At 46.4% G+C, this 19,302-nt stretch carries 15 protein-coding genes; 9 read left to right on the plus strand and 6 right to left on the minus strand.

Annotation, left to right across the window (positions count from 1 at the left end):
- Positions 1-429 precede the first annotated feature (429 nt).
- A complete protein-coding gene (malT, locus tag IX95_RS12430) occupies positions 430-3,138 on the plus strand; it encodes an HTH-type transcriptional regulator MalT (protein ID WP_038160445.1) in 2,709 nt (902 codons plus the stop codon).
- Between the two features lie 47 nt (positions 3,139-3,185).
- Here malT and IX95_RS12435 read toward each other — a convergent pair whose 3' ends face one another.
- Together IX95_RS12435 and IX95_RS12440 are read right to left on the minus strand one after the other, a co-directional pair.
- Positions 3,186-4,109 (minus strand): LysR family transcriptional regulator, encoded by a 924-nt coding sequence (locus tag IX95_RS12435; RefSeq protein WP_038160448.1) that lies wholly within the window; start codon positions 4,107-4,109, stop codon positions 3,186-3,188.
- 15 nt (positions 4,110-4,124) lie between these two features.
- The gene (locus IX95_RS12440; RefSeq protein ID WP_171354541.1) at positions 4,125-4,616 is read right to left on the minus strand and encodes a GNAT family N-acetyltransferase; all 492 of its coding nucleotides are present in this window, start codon (positions 4,614-4,616) and stop codon (positions 4,125-4,127) included.
- Positions 4,617-4,940: 324 nt separating this feature from the next.
- Here IX95_RS12440 and IX95_RS12445 point away from each other — a divergent pair, with 324 nt between their 5' ends.
- Entirely contained in the window at positions 4,941-7,817 is a 2,877-nt protein-coding gene (locus IX95_RS12445) for an alkaline phosphatase family protein (RefSeq protein ID WP_038160454.1), read from the plus strand.
- Between the two features lie 67 nt (positions 7,818-7,884).
- Here IX95_RS12445 and IX95_RS12450 read toward each other — a convergent pair whose 3' ends face one another.
- Both IX95_RS12450 and IX95_RS12455 read right to left on the minus strand, forming a co-directional pair.
- Positions 7,885-8,241 carry a YibL family ribosome-associated protein gene (locus tag IX95_RS12450; RefSeq protein ID WP_006961819.1) on the minus strand — a complete coding sequence of 119 codons (357 nt, stop codon included), beginning with the start codon at positions 8,239-8,241 and terminating at the stop codon, positions 7,885-7,887.
- Between the two features lie 73 nt (positions 8,242-8,314).
- A complete protein-coding gene (locus IX95_RS12455; protein ID WP_006961820.1) occupies positions 8,315-8,953 on the minus strand; it encodes a CatB-related O-acetyltransferase in 639 nt (212 codons plus the stop codon).
- 221 nt (positions 8,954-9,174) lie between these two features.
- Between IX95_RS12455 and IX95_RS12460 the strand changes: the two genes are divergently transcribed.
- From IX95_RS12460 to IX95_RS12470, 3 genes are all read left to right on the plus strand, one after another.
- Positions 9,175-9,960, plus strand: coding sequence for a DUF4344 domain-containing metallopeptidase (locus tag IX95_RS12460; RefSeq protein WP_038160529.1), 786 nt, complete (start codon positions 9,175-9,177; stop codon positions 9,958-9,960).
- 38 nt (positions 9,961-9,998) lie between these two features.
- Positions 9,999-10,385 carry a thiol-disulfide oxidoreductase DCC family protein gene (locus IX95_RS12465; RefSeq protein WP_006961822.1) on the plus strand — a complete coding sequence of 129 codons (387 nt, stop codon included), beginning with the start codon at positions 9,999-10,001 and terminating at the stop codon, positions 10,383-10,385.
- 234 nt (positions 10,386-10,619) lie between these two features.
- Positions 10,620-12,281, plus strand: a complete 1,662-nt coding sequence (locus IX95_RS12470) for a methyl-accepting chemotaxis protein (RefSeq protein WP_006961823.1) — start codon at positions 10,620-10,622, stop codon at positions 12,279-12,281.
- Positions 12,282-12,324: 43 nt separating this feature from the next.
- Here IX95_RS12470 and IX95_RS12475 read toward each other — a convergent pair whose 3' ends face one another.
- Positions 12,325-13,242, minus strand: coding sequence for a GlxA family transcriptional regulator (locus IX95_RS12475; protein WP_038160459.1), 918 nt, complete (start codon positions 13,240-13,242; stop codon positions 12,325-12,327).
- A gap of 106 nt (positions 13,243-13,348) precedes the next feature.
- Between IX95_RS12475 and IX95_RS12480 the strand changes: the two genes are divergently transcribed.
- From IX95_RS12480 to IX95_RS12495, 3 genes are all read left to right on the plus strand, one after another.
- The gene (locus IX95_RS12480) at positions 13,349-13,867 is read left to right on the plus strand and encodes a cysteine hydrolase family protein (protein ID WP_038160462.1); all 519 of its coding nucleotides are present in this window, start codon (positions 13,349-13,351) and stop codon (positions 13,865-13,867) included.
- 344 nt (positions 13,868-14,211) lie between these two features.
- Positions 14,212-15,792, plus strand: a complete 1,581-nt coding sequence (locus tag IX95_RS12485) for a S8 family peptidase (RefSeq protein WP_021455271.1) — start codon at positions 14,212-14,214, stop codon at positions 15,790-15,792.
- Between the two features lie 232 nt (positions 15,793-16,024).
- Positions 16,025-17,455 (plus strand): amidohydrolase, encoded by a 1,431-nt coding sequence (locus tag IX95_RS12495; protein ID WP_038160467.1) that lies wholly within the window; start codon positions 16,025-16,027, stop codon positions 17,453-17,455.
- Between the two features lie 60 nt (positions 17,456-17,515).
- Here the strand turns inward: IX95_RS12495 and IX95_RS12500 are convergent, their stop codons facing one another.
- Positions 17,516-18,421, minus strand: coding sequence for a helix-turn-helix transcriptional regulator (locus IX95_RS12500; RefSeq protein WP_038160470.1), 906 nt, complete (start codon positions 18,419-18,421; stop codon positions 17,516-17,518).
- Between the two features lie 190 nt (positions 18,422-18,611).
- On the opposite strand from IX95_RS12500, the gene IX95_RS12505 reads away from it, so the two are divergent.
- Positions 18,612-19,235 carry an alpha/beta hydrolase gene (locus tag IX95_RS12505; protein ID WP_268745324.1) on the plus strand — a complete coding sequence of 208 codons (624 nt, stop codon included), beginning with the start codon at positions 18,612-18,614 and terminating at the stop codon, positions 19,233-19,235.
- Positions 19,236-19,302: the final 67 nt, after the last annotated feature.

Raw genomic sequence — 19,302 nt, forward strand, 5'->3', positions numbered from 1 at the left:
AGAGGCTCAGTGATCTAACTCTCAAATCAATTGGGCTCACACCTAAGCTCTGGTGATAAAGATCACACCATCAACGGATTTCACCTTAACGCTGATGTATGAATGTTAGGTGTCTGGATTCTCAATAAAATAATCAATATGTTCATCTGATCACATATTGAGCGGAAGATTTACGCAACTTTCATTGTTTTTGGTGCAGAAGGAGCGATAACTCTCACTTATAAAATCAACATAAAGTGACAAACATCACAAATAAAGGGCGTAGAGTCAGGCAAAGTGTGAAATACGCGAAAATCTGGTGGTTGATCAATAACTGTCGCTATTGTTCTCAAGTAACATCCCTGTCATTAGGTCTGATTGACTAAGTTTTAATCAACACACTCCGAATAGAATCTGGATTCGAGAGTGTTTAAGAACAGGGAAAAGAAGATGTGGATTCCTTCGAAATTAACCCGTCCGGGACGTTTACACAACGCAATTGTCCGCCCAAGAGTTCTCGATTTATTACAGCAAGCCCCCTGCTATAAACTGGTCCTATTCCGCTCGCCAGCGGGTTACGGGAAGACGACTATGGCCTCGCAATGGCTGGCTGATAAAGCCAATGCGGGCTGGTACAGTATTGATGAAAGCGACAACGATTCGTTCCGCTTTATCAACTACCTGCTACAGGCATTGAATAAAGCTACACATAACGCTTGTCCAAATTCTCAGAAGCTGGCTGAAAAGCGCCAGTTCTCTTCACTTCACTCCCTTTTCAGCGAAGTGTTTGCCGAGTTCGCCAATTTTCATCAAGAGTGTTATCTGGTCCTGGATGACTACCATCTTATCTCTAACGATGATATCCATGAGGCGATTCGCTTTTTCCTCAAACACATGCCAGACAACCTAACCCTAGTTGTCACCAGTCGTGCGACACCGCCGCTCGGTACGGCTAACTTACGTGTTCGCGACCTGATGATCGAGATTGGTGACGAATTGCTGGCATTCGATACAGAAGAAACCACCCGCTTCTTTAATCAGCGAGTCGCAGATGGGATTGATGATACGACTGCTGACAACTTAAGAAACTATGTCGAAGGCTGGCCTTCAGCATTGCAACTGATCGCGCTTCAGGCTCAACACCAACACAAAACACTGGCTCAATCCGCCGAGTCATTCTCTCAGTTTAACCATGCCCACCTTTGGGATTATCTGGTGGAAGAGGTGTTTGACCTACTGGATGCAGAAACACGCCTGTTCCTGCTGCAATGTTCTGTTCTCGATCATTTCAACGATGTGTTGGTTTCTACTCTGACAAAACGTGATGATGCCCTGAGCATGATTGAGTCACTCAACCGCTATGGCCTATTTATCCACCCACTTGAAGGCGAACAGAACTGGTACCGCTTCCACAATCTGTTTGCTGAATTCTTATCCCATGAGCGCTCGGCACGTATTCCTCAGCAAGAGCAAGAATTGCATCAAACCGCTGCCAAGGCGTGGTTGAATTTATCTTCTCCTCATCAGGCGCTTCGTCATGCGCAAAAAGCAGGGAACCGTCAGCTTACTGCGGACATCTTGAGCCAATATGGCTGGAAAATGTTTAATGGTGGTGAATTACAAACGGTAGAAAAAGCGATCAACACCCTTGCCCCTGAGCAGCTCTATAGTGAGCCAAAATTGTGCATGCTTCAGGCATGGTTAGCGCAAAGTCAGCACAGATATAATGATGTTGGCGATCTGCTATCCAAAGCGGATGAGCAAATGAAAGCGCTCAATGTAACGCTTAGCACTAAAGAACAGGGCGAATTTAACGCTTTACGTGCGCAGGTAGCTATTAACCAAAATGAACCGGAAAAAGCGCTCGAACTCGCTGAGTTATCACTAGGACAACTTGATAGCACGGTTTACCGAAGCCGCATCGTAGCAACGTCCGTTGTGGGTGAAGTAAACCACGTGCTAGGTCATCTTAGCCGCGCATTGCCTATGATGCAGCAGACCGAAAAACTGGCACGTCAGTATCAAGTTTACCATCAGGCGTTATGGGCGATGCTTCAGCAAAGCGAAATTCTAATTGCCCAAGGTTATGTTCAAGCAGCCTTTGAAGTGCAGGAAAATGCCTTCAAGCTGATCGAAGAGCAGCAGCTGCAGCAAGTTCCGATGCATGAGTTTCTGCTACGTATTCGTGCACAGATTTTCTGGTGCTGGAACCGTCTTGATGAAGCTGAGGAATGCGCCTATAAGGGCTTGGATGTACTGGGTAATCACAGCCCAAGTAAACACCTACATAGCTACTCTATGCTGGCGCGCATCGCTATTGGCCGTGGTGAGCTGGACAAAGCCAACAAGTTCATTGAGCAAATTGTTCACCTACAGAAGCAGTCTACCTACCATGTTGACTGGACGGCTAACGCTTCGTTGTCTCTGATTCTGTTCTGGCAGGCACGAGGCGATATGGAAGCCATCCAACATTGGCTGGAAACCACACCTCGCCCAGAAAAAGCGTGTAACCACTTTACTCAACTGCAGTGGCGTAACATCTCCCGTGCACAGATCAATCTAGGTATGTTTGATGAAGCGGCTGAAACGCTTAAATTCCTTCAAGAGCAAGCGAATCACAACAGTCTGGTCACGGACAATAACCGCAACCTGATTGTTGAAGCTGTACTGGCGACCACACAGCAAGATGAAGAGCGCGCTAAGTTACTGCTCAAACAAGCACTGGAACTGACGAATCAGACGGGTATTTTGGGTAACTTCCTCGTTGAAGGCGGCAAGATCGGTCATATTCTCGAAAAGCTGGTCAACAAAAATGAGTTGGGTGATCTTGAACGCCATCGCGCTCAGCAGTTGCTCAAAGATATCTCGACAACTCAGCGTAGCCGCTCGGTTCACTTTGATGAAGAATTTGTTGAAAAGCTGGTTAACCACCCGAATATTCCTGAGCTGGTTCGCACCAGTCCACTAACTCAACGTGAATGGCAGGTACTTGGCCTAATCTATTCTGGCTTTAGTAACGAGCAAATTGCTCAGGAGTTGGATGTAGCGGGCACCACAATCAAAACTCATATTCGTAACCTGTACCAGAAACTCAATATCGCGAATCGAAAAGAGGCGATAAAAACAGCAGAAAACCTCCTGCAATTAATGGGTTACTGATACTAGGCCCTCAATCTCAGCAAAAAGCCCTGACTATCAGGGCTTTTTTACATCAACTCAACGCCTGAAGCGTGCATCAGCTTCAAATGCCGCTGCAATGCCGCAAAGCTCTGCTCCCGAAACCATCGATGGGCAGGATCTTTTTGATGCCGACTGTGCCACAGCAGATAGTAGCTATGCTTGGGTAAGTCGAAAGGCAATGGTTTTACAACATAGTCAAACCGATTAGCAAAATAGCCCGCCAGATGCAAAGGCGCGGTAACCAGCGCGTCACTCTGACAAACCAACTCCATTGCCGCAGTGAACGATGGCACTCTGGCGATCACCTTACGCTGAACCTTGTGCTGTTCGAACTGCTCGCCCACATACTGACGCATCTCTCGCATACCATGCACCATCACATGGGAAGCACTAAAATAATCATCCATTTCAAGGCTGGCGTCAGCCAGTGAATGATTACCAGACATCAGTACTACATATTCGTCTTCAAGCAATTTTTTGCCGTAGATATTCTCAGGAAAGTAGTCGAGTGTGGTCGCCAGTACATCAATCGGGCTGTCACCGAGAACGCTGACATGCTGATCTTGCCACAATTCTCCATTTACCCCTGCGTTTGGGGCCAATCTAAGCAGTTCAGAAGACACCAGAGGCACACTCGATTCAGACAAAAATGCCGTGTAGGCCAGTCTGAACTCTCGCTGACAAGCATGAGGCAAAAATGCTTCCACTGCATAAAGCTCATCTAATGACCCAATCAACTCAGGCAGTTGAGCTAGTAACTGCTGGCCTCTGGCACTGACTACAAACTGTTTACCTTCACGAATCAAAATAGGGTCATCAAAGGCCGTCCTTATCTGGCTCAAGGTTCGGCTCATCGCTGACTGAGTGACGTTGAGCTGCAGTGCAGCCTCGGTCAAGCTACGAGTTTGGAGCAATACAAGCAATGGGCGCAGCAGTTTGTAGTTATTCATATCACCTTCTTAGAATCACAAAGACTTAAGCATCCAAACATCGCAGCCGTTATGCAAAGTACCCTCAAGAGGCTCAGTGAGGTGTTCGAATTCCAAGCTTTCATAGAGTCGCACCGCCGCAGACATATTGGACAAAGTGTCCAGATAGCAACGTTCAAAACCTTGTTGCTTAGCAAACTCTAAACAGGCCAACGACAAGGTTTTACCCAAGCCAAGCCCTCTACTCTCTTTAAGTAAAAAGAGCTTCTTCAATTCGCACGTTTGCTCATCTTGCCCAAAAGGCGCAACACCACAACCGCCAACCACCTTTTCATCTAAGAGCGCCACTAAGTACAAGCTACGGTTCTGCTCGTGATAATGCTGACTCATATTGTCGACCTCAGCATCAGACGGCCCAAACCCTTCTCCCACAGCACCATACTCTTTGCCAACCTGCTTGATTATCTGGCAGATCGCTGCGTCGTGTTGCGCTGTGATAGGCACTATACGAAGGTTTTCTTGGCTCATAGTCATCTCTCTTCAATATCATCTTGGACAGCTAATAAGATAAGGCCAATCAAGAATGAATTAAAATCACTTTAAATCATTCCAATCATGATAAAAAATCATCATTTAAAGTTTGGTACTCCCTTCTCATCCCTTAGGGTTTACATTGTAAATTCATCGAATGTGCAACTTTGCTAGCTAGGAATAAATATCTGGCAGCAACGACAACTGGAACCAAGTCACATTCTGACGCTATCAAATCGAGGCTTTGGTCAGCCTGTTCTTGCACTCTCCTATAAGCCTGCCAGAATGAAAATCATCAGTATAATGAATGAGATATAAACAATGGCTTGGTTGAGAAAACGGCTTCTTCCTGTTGCAATTGTGGCAGCACTTACCCCTTTGAGTTCCGCTTACGCCGATATCGGCGATACCCCAGTAATCGGTGGGCTATTTAACTCAACAGAAGTGCTGAAAAATCAAATCACCTCATCATTGTCCTACTCGACGCGCTTTGCTCGCGATATGACCCTGTTTACCATTGGCGGCCTAACTCTAGAGACCTACCTACTGACATTACCACTTGATGCAAGCACGAAAAGTCGGGTCATGACACAGCTCGCCGACCCGACGTACTCCATTCCTCTCGGCTATTTTCTTTATCAGTTCTACGATCGCTACACAGGAATAAGCAGTGACGATGAATTTAAAGCCTACCTGCAAACTGTGTATGACAAACAAGCTCTGAAAGGCTTTGAGCACTCGCTCTTTGCTCTTGAGGAGAAAGCCAAAAAAGAGCCTAAACAACACGCTAAAGACCAGGCTCACCACGAAGGCATCCAAATTAATGGTCAGTTTATGGCGGCTATGGTGACCGTATATGACGCTTTGGTTCAGATTGGCGAATGGCAAGATATGGACCGCCTGCCTGAGCAATACACATATCTGACCAAGTCACCTGAGGATTTAGAACTGGTCGCCAAAATTCAACCTATCGTGGTTGGCATCATGCAACAAGCCGCTTCGGGGATGGAAGAGAGCGACATGAAACAGGCCATACTCGGCATTGTGGCCGATGGTGCAGCCGACAGAGCCAGCGAACCGAATAACAAAGCACAAGCGTTAACCATTACCTTAATTGATTTTGTGCGTCTCAATGTGCTGAAAGCCTATCGTCAGTTTGTCTATCAGGATGAGAGACAAGAACGCCTCAATGACTGGCTACAAAACGCGTTTGACGATCACCCTCAACAAGCAATTGAGTTTCTCGAGTCACAACAGAACCGCCGCTTTGCTGTTCAGATAACGGTCGACGGGTTGCAACAAGGATTAATCGAAGGGTTGGTTGACCCTAACAAACCTTTTCTCTCCCACGCTTACCAGCAACATATCAAGAGCACTGAGCTCGGCAGCCCTGTCACAACAAGCAGCCCAGAGCACGTTCAATCCATGCGTTTTCTTCAGGTTCTGTCAGAACAAACGTATCGTGACCCATATTACTTACCGTTCTTCAAGCGACTTTACCAAAACCATACCGACTCCATTGCTCGGGTAGGTATCTCCTCCACACCGACGATCAGCGTAAGAAACCTGCCCATCATCAAAACCGGGGCAAAAGTCTCTGGCGAACAAGGAACAGGAATCCCGAATTTCCACTTTGTCGACCGAAACGAAGACAGGGCCTATTACTTCTTTGGTAATGATGCCCTTCAACTTGATCGCTTAATGCAGGCCAATCAGGTTCAGACGATGTTTGACCGACTGGTTCACCTGAAAACGCTTAACTGTAACGCCCAATACGACTGGAATGCCCATACCAGTTACGATGGTCTGGTTAACCTTGGCGCAGGCGAAGCACTGCGTGACTTTGGTGAGAAACGTTGCTTGAGAGAGCTGAATGAAAGAGCCGAAGTCGAAAACGTGCTAACGAAGCAGCGCCAATCCCTCATCGATAATATTCAAAGCTACCAAGCGATACCGCTATGGGACTTCTACACCAAGCTGACCCGAAAATGGAAGATTGAGCAGGACATCGCTACTTATGCAGAGCTTGATGGCCAAGGGATGCCAGATTACGCCCTGATTTACAATCCGTGGCCGGATCACTTCGCCCACTTTGTTGGCCCTTTCAGTGATGAAATCATTATGCCAACAGGTGAACTCAACCGCCTCGATTACTGGATACGTCAAATTGAACAAGCGTACAAGGACGCCGGCATTTACCAGCAGACACTTTGGGGAATGGCGGGGGACCATGGTTTATCTCCGGTCTACTACACCTTAAATCCGGAGAAAGAGATCTTTGAGCCACTTTCGGAATCACTCGACTACCCTCTAGTGATCAAGAAAATCTCATCTGATGAAGGCGAAGGACCAAAGATCACCAATGCATTAAATTATCCGAGTAACCAAGGTGTTGATGTTGTGGTAGCTTCTACCGCTGGCGGTAACTTCATGATGGATATGTTTAATTCGCAATCGGGTTGGCAAACACAACCTGTCTATTCGGAGCTGACCAACTGGACACCGGTCAATGCACCACAAGGTGAAAAGCTGAACATCATTGCAGAGTCAGTAGAAAAGCTTTCAGATAGTCTCGACTATCTAGTCGTCAGAGAATCAACCTGCTTTGAGACAGAGTGTCAGGTACGTTTGGTCGCTCAGCGTGACGGCAAACGAATCGATGAGATCATCATCAAACAAGGAGAGCGCTATTTCTACAAAGCCAATAGCAAAACAGCGTTACTGGAAGTCAACAAACTCAACCCTTATCTGCCTTCACCAAATCAAGCACAGCTTGAGACGTTTGCTCAGTTGGTCAATCAATGTGTCAACCGAGCAGACATCGACAACCCACAAAGCTGGTGTGATGAAATACAATGGCGCGAACTAACCCAATTTACGCCTAGGCCTGATTCCGTCGTACAACTCGCCAAGCTTTACGCCGAACCGCGAGCAGGTACAGTGAATTTGTTCCCTCGAGAAGGGATTGGCTACAACACGAAAGTTCCGGGCCGTCACGCAGGCGAAAGCTATTTGGAGAAGGACGCCTTTATCGGATTTTGGGGCGCTCCAATTGGCAAACAAGCTACGCCACTGAGTAGTGAGGAGAACGGCTCTCTGGCTCCGACTCTGTATCAATACCTGACCGGAGATGACGTCAAAGCCGGACAAAATGGCTGGGGATATCCATCATTGCTTAGCAAACTCGATATTCACTAAGTCTCCTTTGATAGCAGAAAGCAATAACAAAAAAGCGCCTTACGGCGCTTTTTCAGCTATCTGGAAATCAGAATTTTTTCGGTGCGTAACCTGTCATGACTTCAAGTCTCAGCTCTTTACCCAGCTTAGTCATTGGGTGAACCACGATTAGACCTTTGACTGATCTTTTCAGCTTACCCATGTCTGCTTGTTCTTCTTTAGTAATTGCACGTGAGAACGGCATGTCAATCAAGCTCTTACGCTCTTTGTTCATGTCGTATTTCTGTTTGCTTTTCATCACGTGAATTTTTTTGCTTAGCTTATCTGCTTCATCAGTGAACTTAGTCACCATTTCCTGATCACCACGAGATTTCGCCGCATCCAGCTTACGCTGACACTTGTCCAGACGATTGTGAAGGTTTTGAAGTTCTTGCTTAGTACTCATGGTATTGATCTCATTGAAACAGGAAAGGGCGGCGAGTGTAGCACAAGCTGACTCGCTGCCCTAATTTTAGTCGTTAGACATGTTTTTGGTCGTAATCTTTCATGGCTTTTTCGAGCAATTCGAAGTCTGGTTGAGTCAGAAACTTACGCATCGCAGCAAATTTCTCTTCAGGCCACTGGTAAATTTCCAGTGCCACCAGCTTCTCTATCAGCTCAGGGGCAAAACGATGCTTAACCAATCTGGCAGGATTTCCGCCGACAATCGAGTATGGTTCCACATCTTTGGTCACCACACTGTTGGCCGCTACAACCGCACCTTCACCTATGGTCACGCCCGGCATGATCATGGCACGCATACCTATCCATACTCCATCATGAATGACGGTATCGCCTTTACCTTGATAAGAGCGCTCAACCTCTTCCATAAATGGATAGAGACAAAACCAGTCCGTTCTATGGTTGTGATTTCCACCCATCAAAATTACGGCTTCTGCTGCAATGCAAACATAGTCACCGATATAGAGCTGATCAATATCCCATCTCGGCTGCCATTGCTTACTGATTTCGTCACCATGCAAATAGCGGACGACAGACTGTTCAAAACCGTTATCCCAACAATCGCTGTAGTAACTGTGAGTCCCTTTGATATGAATGTTTTTGTTCTGCACCACTTGATGCAGTAACTGAAATGTCGACCAATGTTTTTGTGACATGACAAAATCCTCAATGTTTAATTCAGATTTGCCACGGAACGAATTTCGTGGCGTTGCTTAGACGTTCAGCTAAACAACGCTTATTGGATGCGCGGCTGCTTAAGCAGCGGGATGATTTTCATGGTCAGGTCTCCTTTCGAGGTGCAACTTTACGCAAAAAGGCGGTTTTTATGTCAATATTGAGTCAGCATATTAAATACACTGTTAGATTGGGTTTGCCTATGTATAAGCACCTTTTTCCGCTGGCTCTAGTTACTATGACGGCAGCCATCACGCCAGCAACCTATGCCGCTAATCAGAACATTCAGATCCAATATCTGCCACCCGCCAACAAAGCCGAAAAACAACTGAAAGCAGACATTGAAACAAGCGGAGTCAACGACACCGTAATAGAGCTGTCAGACACGCTATTCCCATTTAATAAGACGCTAACGATTCAATACGGTAGCGAGGACGGGCCATTGTATGACCCAGAGCAGCACACGGTACATATGCCTTATCACTTCTATCAGGAAGCGTTGGATTACTTTATCAACAACAAGTACGACGAAAAATACGGCAAAGAGGCAAAACTAGGGGCGATGGACACAGTTTTGCACACTCTGCTCCACGAAGCAGGGCATGCGTATATCGCCGATCAAAATATTCCCATTCTTGGTAAAGAAGAAGATGCGGTAGACAACCTTGCGGCGATTTTGATGATCGAATACTTGGATAATGGTGATGAAGCCGCGATCAGTGCCGCCGATATGTTTGCTTTTGAGTCCGACGACAGGCCAGATTTCTACGACTTTGGTGAATACATCGACGAGCACAGTTTTGACTTACAACGCTACTTCTCAACTTTATGTTTGGTTTACGGCAGTAACCCTGAAAAGCACAGCAACTTGCTGGATGAAGTAGAAAATGATTACTTGGCTGATCGAAAAGATTTTTGTGTTTTCCAGTACCAGTCGCTCAGCGATAACTGGCACACTTATCTAAAAGAGCCTGTGGCTGATCAATGAAGTCGTATATACGTAGAAGATGAAAAAAGGATAAACCTATGACTCAACTTACGATTTTCTACGATGGTACCTGCCCACTGTGTGTGAAAGAAATGGAGCGTCTTGCACACTACGACAACCAAGAGCATTTGATGCTGGTTGATATTCACTCCGAAAACTTCCTCAATTATCCTGAGATTGACGCCAGACATGCGACTAAAATTCTTCACGCATTGGATAACAACGGGACGCTTCTGCTTGGTTTAGATGTGACTTATCTCGCATGGAAACTGGTCGGAAAAGGCTGGTTGTACGCTCCATTGCGTTGGAAGCTCATCCGTCCAGTTGCAGATTGGTGCTATCTCAGATTTGCAAACAACCGATATACCATTTCTAAGCTGCTGACTGGAAAGCGAAAATGCGATTCCGGTCAATGTTTCCGATAAAATAGGACTAATGTCTAACATCGAACACGAATTAACCTATCAAGATTCACAGTCCTACGTCGATAAATTGGCTAGTCTTATAAAATAAACGTTTGGAACAATGCCCTTCTTTTGCTCACAAACTCGAGCAGAAGAAGAACGCGTGAACCAAATTAATAACAACAGGCGTTTCATACCAGAAGCAGCTCTGACAATGTAAAAACGCCAAAGACCTTTCAAAGACAGGATGTTTGTATGAGTCTAACTATTCGAAGTCGCCTGTACATTTTGGCGCTTGTTCCTTTACTGGTAATTGCACTGGGCATGCTTGGTTTTACTTACGTAAAAACCAGTGAACTCAATGACCAACAAATCGATGTAACCCGCACTAACATGATGAACATGAAGAAAGCGGAACTGAGAAACTACCTTCAAATGGCAAAATCTGCCGTCCAACCTTTTCTTGATAGAGGCGCCAGCCTAGAAGAAGCCTACCCAACCCTAAAGACTTTAGAATACGGTAAGACAGGTTATGTGTTTGGCTACGACTCTAAAGGTATACGAAGAGTCCAAGGTCAAAGTAGCAAAGGGATTGGCGACAGTTTCTGGAACCTACAGGACAAACAAGGCAATTACTTAATCCAAGATCTGATACGTAACGCCAAAACAGGTGAATTCACCACATACTACTTCCCGAAACCGGGAGAAACCGAAGCATTACCTAAGCTGAGTTACTCTATATTTATTCCTGAATGGGATTTGATGCTAGGTACTGGTTTCTATACCGACGACATCGATGCCATTGTGGCTGAAATGGAAAATGCGACGACGGAAGCGCTACAGGAAACCCTCTCTGCCATCATTTTGTTCTGTATCGTGATCGCTGGTATCGTTGCTGCCTTTGCTGTGGCTGTTAACCGAACCATTCTTAAGCCATTAGAAATGTTCGATGCTTCGATCAGTTCTTTTGCCAGCGGCGATGCGGACTTGACCGCCCGTATGGAAGATTTCAAAGCGCCAGAATTCTCCCAACTCAGCAAAAACTTCAATGCTTTTGTCGCTAGTCTGCAAACCATCATTCGAAGCGTCAGTGATGTAGGTCAGCAAGTTGTTTCCGAGACCAGCGACATGACGGGTCGCGCAGCGAAAGTAGATGAGTTGGCCTCAGGTCAACGTCAAGAGACTGAGCAAGTGGCAACCGCGATGACCGAGATGACCACAACCGCATCCGAAATTTCGAACAATGCCAGCCAAGCGGCGCATTCTGCCAAAGAAGCTGATGACAATGCCAAAGAAGCACAAGGCATCGTCAATTCTGCCGCCCAATCGGTGGAAGCGCTGGCCGAAGAAGTCTCTCAGGCGAATGGCGTTATTTCTCGTCTTGAAGGTGATGTGCAAAACATTTCTTCCTCTTTGGAAGTGATTCAAGACATCGCAGAACAAACTAACCTGCTGGCACTGAACGCAGCCATTGAGGCCGCTCGTGCCGGTGAGCAGGGTCGTGGATTTGCAGTTGTTGCCGATGAAGTTCGTAAACTGGCGAGTCGTACCCAAGACAGTACTGGTGAGATTCATCAGATGATTGAACAATTAAAAGCTGCATCGGACGACGCGGTAAGAGCCATGGAGTCAAGCCAGAAGCGTGGTGCCAGCACGGTAGCAGAAGCCAATGCTGCTGCTCAGGCGCTGATTCAGATTCAGGAATCCATCGGCACCATCATGGATATGAACTCCCTAATCGCAACCGCGACCGAAGAGCAAAGCTTGGTAGGCCAGGAAATTTCACAGCGCATAGTGGTGATTTCTGACCAGAGCTCTCAATCAGCTGAACTGGCCAACGAAAACCGTTCAGGTAGCCAAGAGCTGAATCAACGCGCCAATGAGCTGTACGAATTGGTAGACAGATTTAAGGTGTAAGCCTCCAGCTCCCAGAAGCCCGCAATCATTGCGGGCTTTTTATTTATCGTCTAAAGCGCCGACGAAACTCCCCCGGGGTCAGCCCCATTATCTGACTGAATACCTTGCGACATGCACTCGCGTTTTCATACCCTACCTGATGGCTTATCCAATCAAAAGAATGAGTTGAACCTTCCAGGTAGTCACAAGCCTTCTGCACCCGTACTCGCTGCAAATACTGGTTTGGATTCATGCCTGTGGATTTCATAAATCGACGCTGAAAAGTCCTTTCGGTCAAGTTTGCTTCAACAGCCAATTGTTTTACCGACACTGTCCGAGAAAAGCAGGCACTGATTCTGTGCTGACTTTCAATAATTGCAATATCACCATGAGAGAATGATGGCGTGAATTGCTGATAAAACCTCTGTTCTCTTGGCGCAGTATCGATGACTAACATCTTACCCAGCTGTCGCATGATTTGTGGTGAAGCATACCTGGATACCAACTCCAGTCCGAGATCCAACCAAGACATCATGCCACCAGCTGTAATCACATCGCCATGATCAATTAAAATTTGATTTATCTCCATGGGCTGCGATGGGTACTGTGACTTAAAGGTCTCAGCTAGCCCCCAATGGGTAGTCAGAGCCCTTTGTCCACCAATCCCTGACGCCGCCAAGATAAACGCGCCAGCACACGCCGACGCAATCACACTGCCACGTCGGTGTTGCTCAACCAGCCATTCGAGTACTGGTGCTTCTGGTTTTCGGTAGAACTGATCGTCAATGCTGGGCGGGAGTAGCACGACATCAAATTGCTTGGGAGGCATATTACACGCGTCAATAATGTGCGCTTTGAACTCCGTCTCAAGTTCACTCTCACGGCATGCTCGGTTGGCTAACTGAAAAAGCTCTTCAAAACCAAATACGGCCGATTTGAGAGCAAAAGGATAGTTAAATACGGCAATATTAATCTTAGGCATACAATGTCGTTTTTAGCATTATTTGTGTCATTTTAGACTCTAAAAAGCCAAAAAATAAAGCGCCATAATGACTCTACTTTGAACGATACCAAACAGGAGAGGGAAAATGAGCCAGAAAGCACTACTCGTCATCGATCTACAAAACGACTACTTTCCAAACGGGAAATTCCCTCTTTGGAACACAGAGAACACGTTAACCAATATCAAAGCAGCGATTAAAAAAGCCCAACAGAAACAAATTCCTGTGATTCACATTCAGCATATTGCAGACCCTGCTATGGGTATCGCACCCTTTTTCAACAAAGGTAGTACAGGTGCAGATATCCACTCAGAGATCCTCGCGAGCGCACCGGAAGGGGATATTGTCGTTAAATCTTTCGCAGACAGCTTTGAACAAACAGAGCTAGAAAATGTGCTCAAAAAGCATGGGGTAACTGAATTGATTGTTTGCGGCATGATGACGCAAAACTGCGTGACTCACACTGCGATTTCCAAAGCAGCAGAGCAATATGAAGTATCTGTGCTGGCCGGTTGTTGCACCACCACAGATGAAATGATTCATAATATCGCCCTTCATGCCATCTCTACACGTGTTCCGTTGATAAACACTGAGCAACTGATTTAAGCCCCAGTAAGGCCTCTTGTCTAACAGGGGCCTTCTGCAAACCCGTCATCCAAAATAAATCACTATTGCCTTAGCACGTAGATTCCACCACATAGAGCAAAAGCTCTCATTTATGATTCTTATCCCACGATTCAAGAAATAGTAATAAGTCAATTTCAATAATCTTATAAACCACGCGCAGATTTATAGACTAACTAAAACAACAATATGCAACATATTGAATATATGCATAGTGTGAATTCTGTAGTCAGGTTCTCTTTGAACCACGAGAACCCACCAGACATGCTTGATGTTTGTAGTAGGCCATGTTCAACAATCTCTTTTACTATTCAAAGGAAGACAGTATGTTTAAGAAATTATTAAGTTGTTGTATCGCCTCGACTCTTTCAGTGATCTCAACCTCGGGGCTTGCGCAACAGAACGAAGGAGGAGCCATTGCATCTGAGGATCAAATGCTTGCGCCTTTAATGACGGCGTCGGCAGAATCTGCGATTAAAAATCAATACATCGTTGTGCTAAAACAGCCATTAACGATGAGCAACGACCAACAAGCCCTTCAGCAGTTTACGCAGCAAACCGTTTCTGGTTTAGCTAGCCAACACGCCTTTAAGATCGATAAAGTTTACGACCGTTCGTTAAGTGGATTTGTAGCGACTCTTTCGGCTGAACAACTGAAAGCACTTCGTGCAGATCAACAAGTTGACTTCATTGAGCAAGACCAAATCATCTCACTTGATCCTGTCGTCTCCGCCAACGCGACTCAGACTAACCCAGTTTGGGGATTAGATCGAATCGATCAACGTGATTTACCACTCAGCAACAGCTACACCTACAACTACGATGGTTCAGGTGTGACCGCTTACGTTATCGATACTGGTGTAACAAACACTCACGTTGAGTTCGGTGGCCGCGCAAGATCAGGTTATGACTTCGTCGATAACGATAGTGACGCAACCGACTGTAACGGTCATGGTACCCACGTAGCGGGTACCATTGGTGGCTCACAATATGGTGTGGCGAAAAACGTCAATATCGTAGGTGTACGTGTACTAAGTTGTAGCGGTTCAGGTACAACTTCAGGCGTCATTGGCGGTGTTGATTGGGTAGCAGCAAACGCTTCTGGCCCATCAGTAGCCAACATGAGCTTGGGTGGTGGCGTTTCTACAGCGCTTGATCAAGCGGTTGCCAGCGCGGTTCAATCAGGCATCAGCTTTATGCTAGCAGCAGGTAACTCGAACGCTGACGCTTGTAACTCTTCTCCAGCTCGCGAGTCTAGCGGCGTAACTGTAGGCTCAACAACCAGCAGCGATAGCCGCTCAAGCTTCTCAAACTGGGGAAGCTGTGTTGATGTATTTGCGCCAGGTTCAGATATCAAATCAGCTTGGTACGATGGCGGTTACCGCACCATCAGTGGTACATCAATGGCAACACCTCACGTAGCAGGTGTCGCGGCTCTGTATCTGCAAGAAAACAACTCTCTGTCACCTGCTCAAGTATCAACGCTGATCAGTGAACGTGCGAGCGTAAACAAAGTCAGTGATACTAAAGGTACCGTGAATAAACTGCTATACAGCCAAACCGACAGCGGTTGTGACCCAGATTGTGGTACACCTTCTCCAGATGGTGAACTCACCAACGGCACACCTGTGACTGGTATCAGCGGCAGCCGTGGTGAACAGAAGCACTACTACATCGACGTGACTGCTGGCCAGACACTGACTGTAAGCACTAGCGGTGGTTCGGGTGATGCCGATCTTTATGTTCGCTTTGGCGCCAAACCAACGACTAGCTCTTGGGACTGCCGCCCATATCGCTACGGCAACACTGAGACATGCACAGTGTCTAGCACTCAAAATGGTCGCTACTACGTGATGCTTAATGGCTACACTAGCTTTAGCGGTGTCAGCGTTCAGGCTAGCTACTAACTCTCCCACTTTTCCTTAAACAATAATGCCAGTCAGCATTTGCCGACTGGCATTTTTTGATACTAAACACAGACAAACCTCTTTCTTCACGTCATGATACTTTACTAAATTCGGTAACTGCACTGACCTAAAACTGTCATATTTCGGTGTTAGGCTGGCGCGCTTTTTATATACAGATAATTTTTCTCTTGCTATCGATACGTTTCGAAAACCAAGAGGCTTCAGGGCATCCATGAAAAAGCAAACTCTCTCCATTGCTATAGCAGCAACATTCCTCTCTGGTTGTGCTCAACTTGCACCAGAAAACCAAGTCGATCTGATGATCACCAACGGTCAAGTTCTGACCATTAACGCCGACATGGACGTGATCGACAATGGTGTCGTTGTCGTTAAAGATGACACCATTGTCGCGATTGGTGGAAAGGAACTGCAAGATCAGTATCACGCTAAACAAACTATCGATGCTGATGATGGCATCGTATTACCTGGCTTTATCAACGCCCACAACCATTTGCCGATGATTGCCTTTCGCGGCCTTGGCGAAGAAGGGATTTCCAACCGCCTGTTTGCCTACTTCTTCCCTCTAGAGGGCGAAAAGCTCAGCCGAGAGCTGATTTATAACGCCACAAAACTCGGCACTATCGATCTCGCTCAAAGTGGCGTAACGACCTACGCGGACATGTATTACCACATGGATGAGATGGCCAAAGCGACTAAAGAAGTGGGGCTGCGCGCGGTACTAGGTGAGACCGTGATAAAGTTTCCCGTCGTTGATGCCAAAGAACCCTATGGTGGCATTGAATACGCGGAACACTTTATCGATACATACAAAAACGATCCACTGATCACTCCAGCTTACGCACCTCACGCCGTTTACACGGTCAGCAAAGAAAAGCTGCAACAAATCAATCAGCTGTCAAAACAACATGATGTGCCTGTACTAATCCATGTTGCCGAGTTTCCGAATGAGCAGGAGCGCATCAAAGAGGAGCACAACGCCAAGTCTCCGGTTGATTACCTAGCACAGATTGGCGCACTGGATGAACGCACCGTTCTGGCTCACACCATCCACCTCTCAGAACAAGATCAACAACTGATCAAACAGGCTGATGCAGGTGTGTCATACAACCCAATGGCCAACGCCAAAGGTGCAACAGGTATTGCCCCAGCATGGGAAATGTATCGATCTGGTATACGTATGGGGCTGGGTACAGACGGGCCAATGAGTTCCAATCAAGTCGATCTCTGGCGTACGCTCAGCTATTCCGCCAACATGCAAAGACTGAAGCATAACGACCGTACCATCATGATTCCTCAGCAAACTATAGAGCTGGCTACCATCGGCGGCGCAAGAGCCCTGCATATGGAAGACCAGATCGGTTCATTGGAGAAAGGTAAAAAAGCGGACATTATTATTGTAGAAACACAGTCTGCGAACATGATGCCAAACTATGACCCGTACGCGACTTTGGTATACCAAGCTAATCCAAGCAATGTTTCAACTACCATCGTCAACGGACAGGTCGTCATGCATGAACGTGAAATGGAAACCGTGCAGTTAGACGACATTCGCCAGAGCGTTGAAGCCTTCGAAGCCGATATCCGTGAATTTGCTAAAGAGCTGGCCAAGAAAGCGATTAAATCCAAAAGTCTGATGGATTAATCAGGTTTTGAGGAGGGCCTTTATACGAAAAGGCCCTCTTTCCAATCTTTAATTCGTCTATTAGTTTTCATTCTGTTTTACGAATTGCCCTGGCGTCATGCCGAAATGATTTTTGAACGCACGCGTAAAATGAGACTGATCATTAAACCCAAGTTCGTGTGCCGTTAACGCAATATTCGCTGAGCCTAACGAAAGTACCAATCGTGCTTGCTCCAAACGCTTGTTCATCAAGTATTGATAAGGCGTTACCCCGATGAGCTTTTTAAACTCCCTCAGAAAGTAAAACTTGCTGCAGCCGAGCAAGTCGGCGAGATCATCAACCGCGATGTTGTTGCCGATGTTTTCTTCAATGTACTGGTCAATCTTATCGACTTGGTGTTGGTCGAACTTAGAGGCAGCAAGCTGGTTGTTCTTTAGATCAAAGTAGTTGGAATAGTTTTGAATGTAGTGGGTTGCCAGCAACGAGACCAAGTTATTGAGGTAGGTTTTACCATTTCGCCCTTTAGCTTTTGCTTCCAGCATAAACAATTCAATGATGCCTTTGATGGTTTCATCTAACACATTGTAGTTGTTCAAAAATTGCAGCTCAATCCCGTCTAAATTTAATGGACAGTGTGAGAAAAACTCCTGTTCTTCAATCGCTAAGATAACGAAATAACAAGGCTCAGCTACATCGTGGGTAAATGGGGTTTTAGGCGGGTTAATCCAAATGTTGCCTGGGCTGGTTTTGAGGTCGGCGAACGTGCCATCCTTTTCGACACTCCAATTCAAATCTTTTTCTAGCGCCAGAGCAAAGTAGAAGTATGGAGTGTAGACATTCTTAGGGTAGAAGTAAGGGGATGATCCTTTTTCTACCAACACGCCGAGCCAATCTAATCCATGGTTTGAAAACTCAATATCCAGCACATCGCCGCAACCTGATAGCTCACTAGATTCAGAGTCATAAAACTTTAGCTCGGACTTCATTTTCTTCCCTTAGTTATCTTCCACTTGCTAGCTGAAACTAGCTAAGTTTTGCACATTTCGTCAACTTATTGAGGGGCAAGAAAATACAAAAACTCAGGCAGGAATGTTCAATCTTCTCTCGCGCTGCAGCGCTAATCTATACCCAAGTTAGCCGCATAGCTCAGGCAATGCACCAGACAGAGAGGATGCCATGTTTAAGAAATCGCTTTTACTACTATTGAGTAGTTTACCGTTCACCACTTTTGCTCACTCAGTTTCTGCAAATGATGACAACACGAACCTAGCATTAGAGGAGACCACCATGAAACACATCAAACTTAATACTCAAGTAGGTCAACTTGCTGCAAACCTTTACCTACCAAATGACGCGAAAGATGCTCCAGTTGTGATTGTGACTGGCGCATGGACAACGGTGAAAGAGCAGATGCCAGCGGTTTACGCTCAAGCACTAGCAGAGCGAGGCTACGCAGCACTGACGTTTGACTTTCGTGGGTGGGGTGAAAGCAAAGACCCAGTGATGTACCTAGAAGATCCTGCACGTAAAACGGCAGACATCCGCGCAGTAATTGATGTGGTGAGTCAATTGGACGGTGTTGATGCATCACGCATCGCAGGTTTGGGTATCTGTGCGTCAGCAGGCTACATGCTAGATGCGGTGACAGGTAACGACAAAGTAAAAGCCGCAGCCGTGGTTGCTCCTTGGCTGCACGACAAAGCAATGGCGACAGAAATTTATGGCGGTGGAGAAAAGGCTAAAAAAATACTTGCATTAGCGGCAGAAGCAGCCCGCCCCGCAAAGCCGGGTTTCATTTAAGCGGGAAGCACGACCCAAGAGAAAGCATTGATTGTCCCAGCGCCTTTCTACACCGAGACACACCCTT

Source organism: Vibrio sp. B183, assembly GCF_000740665.1.
In the GTDB taxonomy this organism is placed as follows: Bacteria; Pseudomonadota; Gammaproteobacteria; order Enterobacterales; family Vibrionaceae; genus Vibrio; species Vibrio coralliilyticus.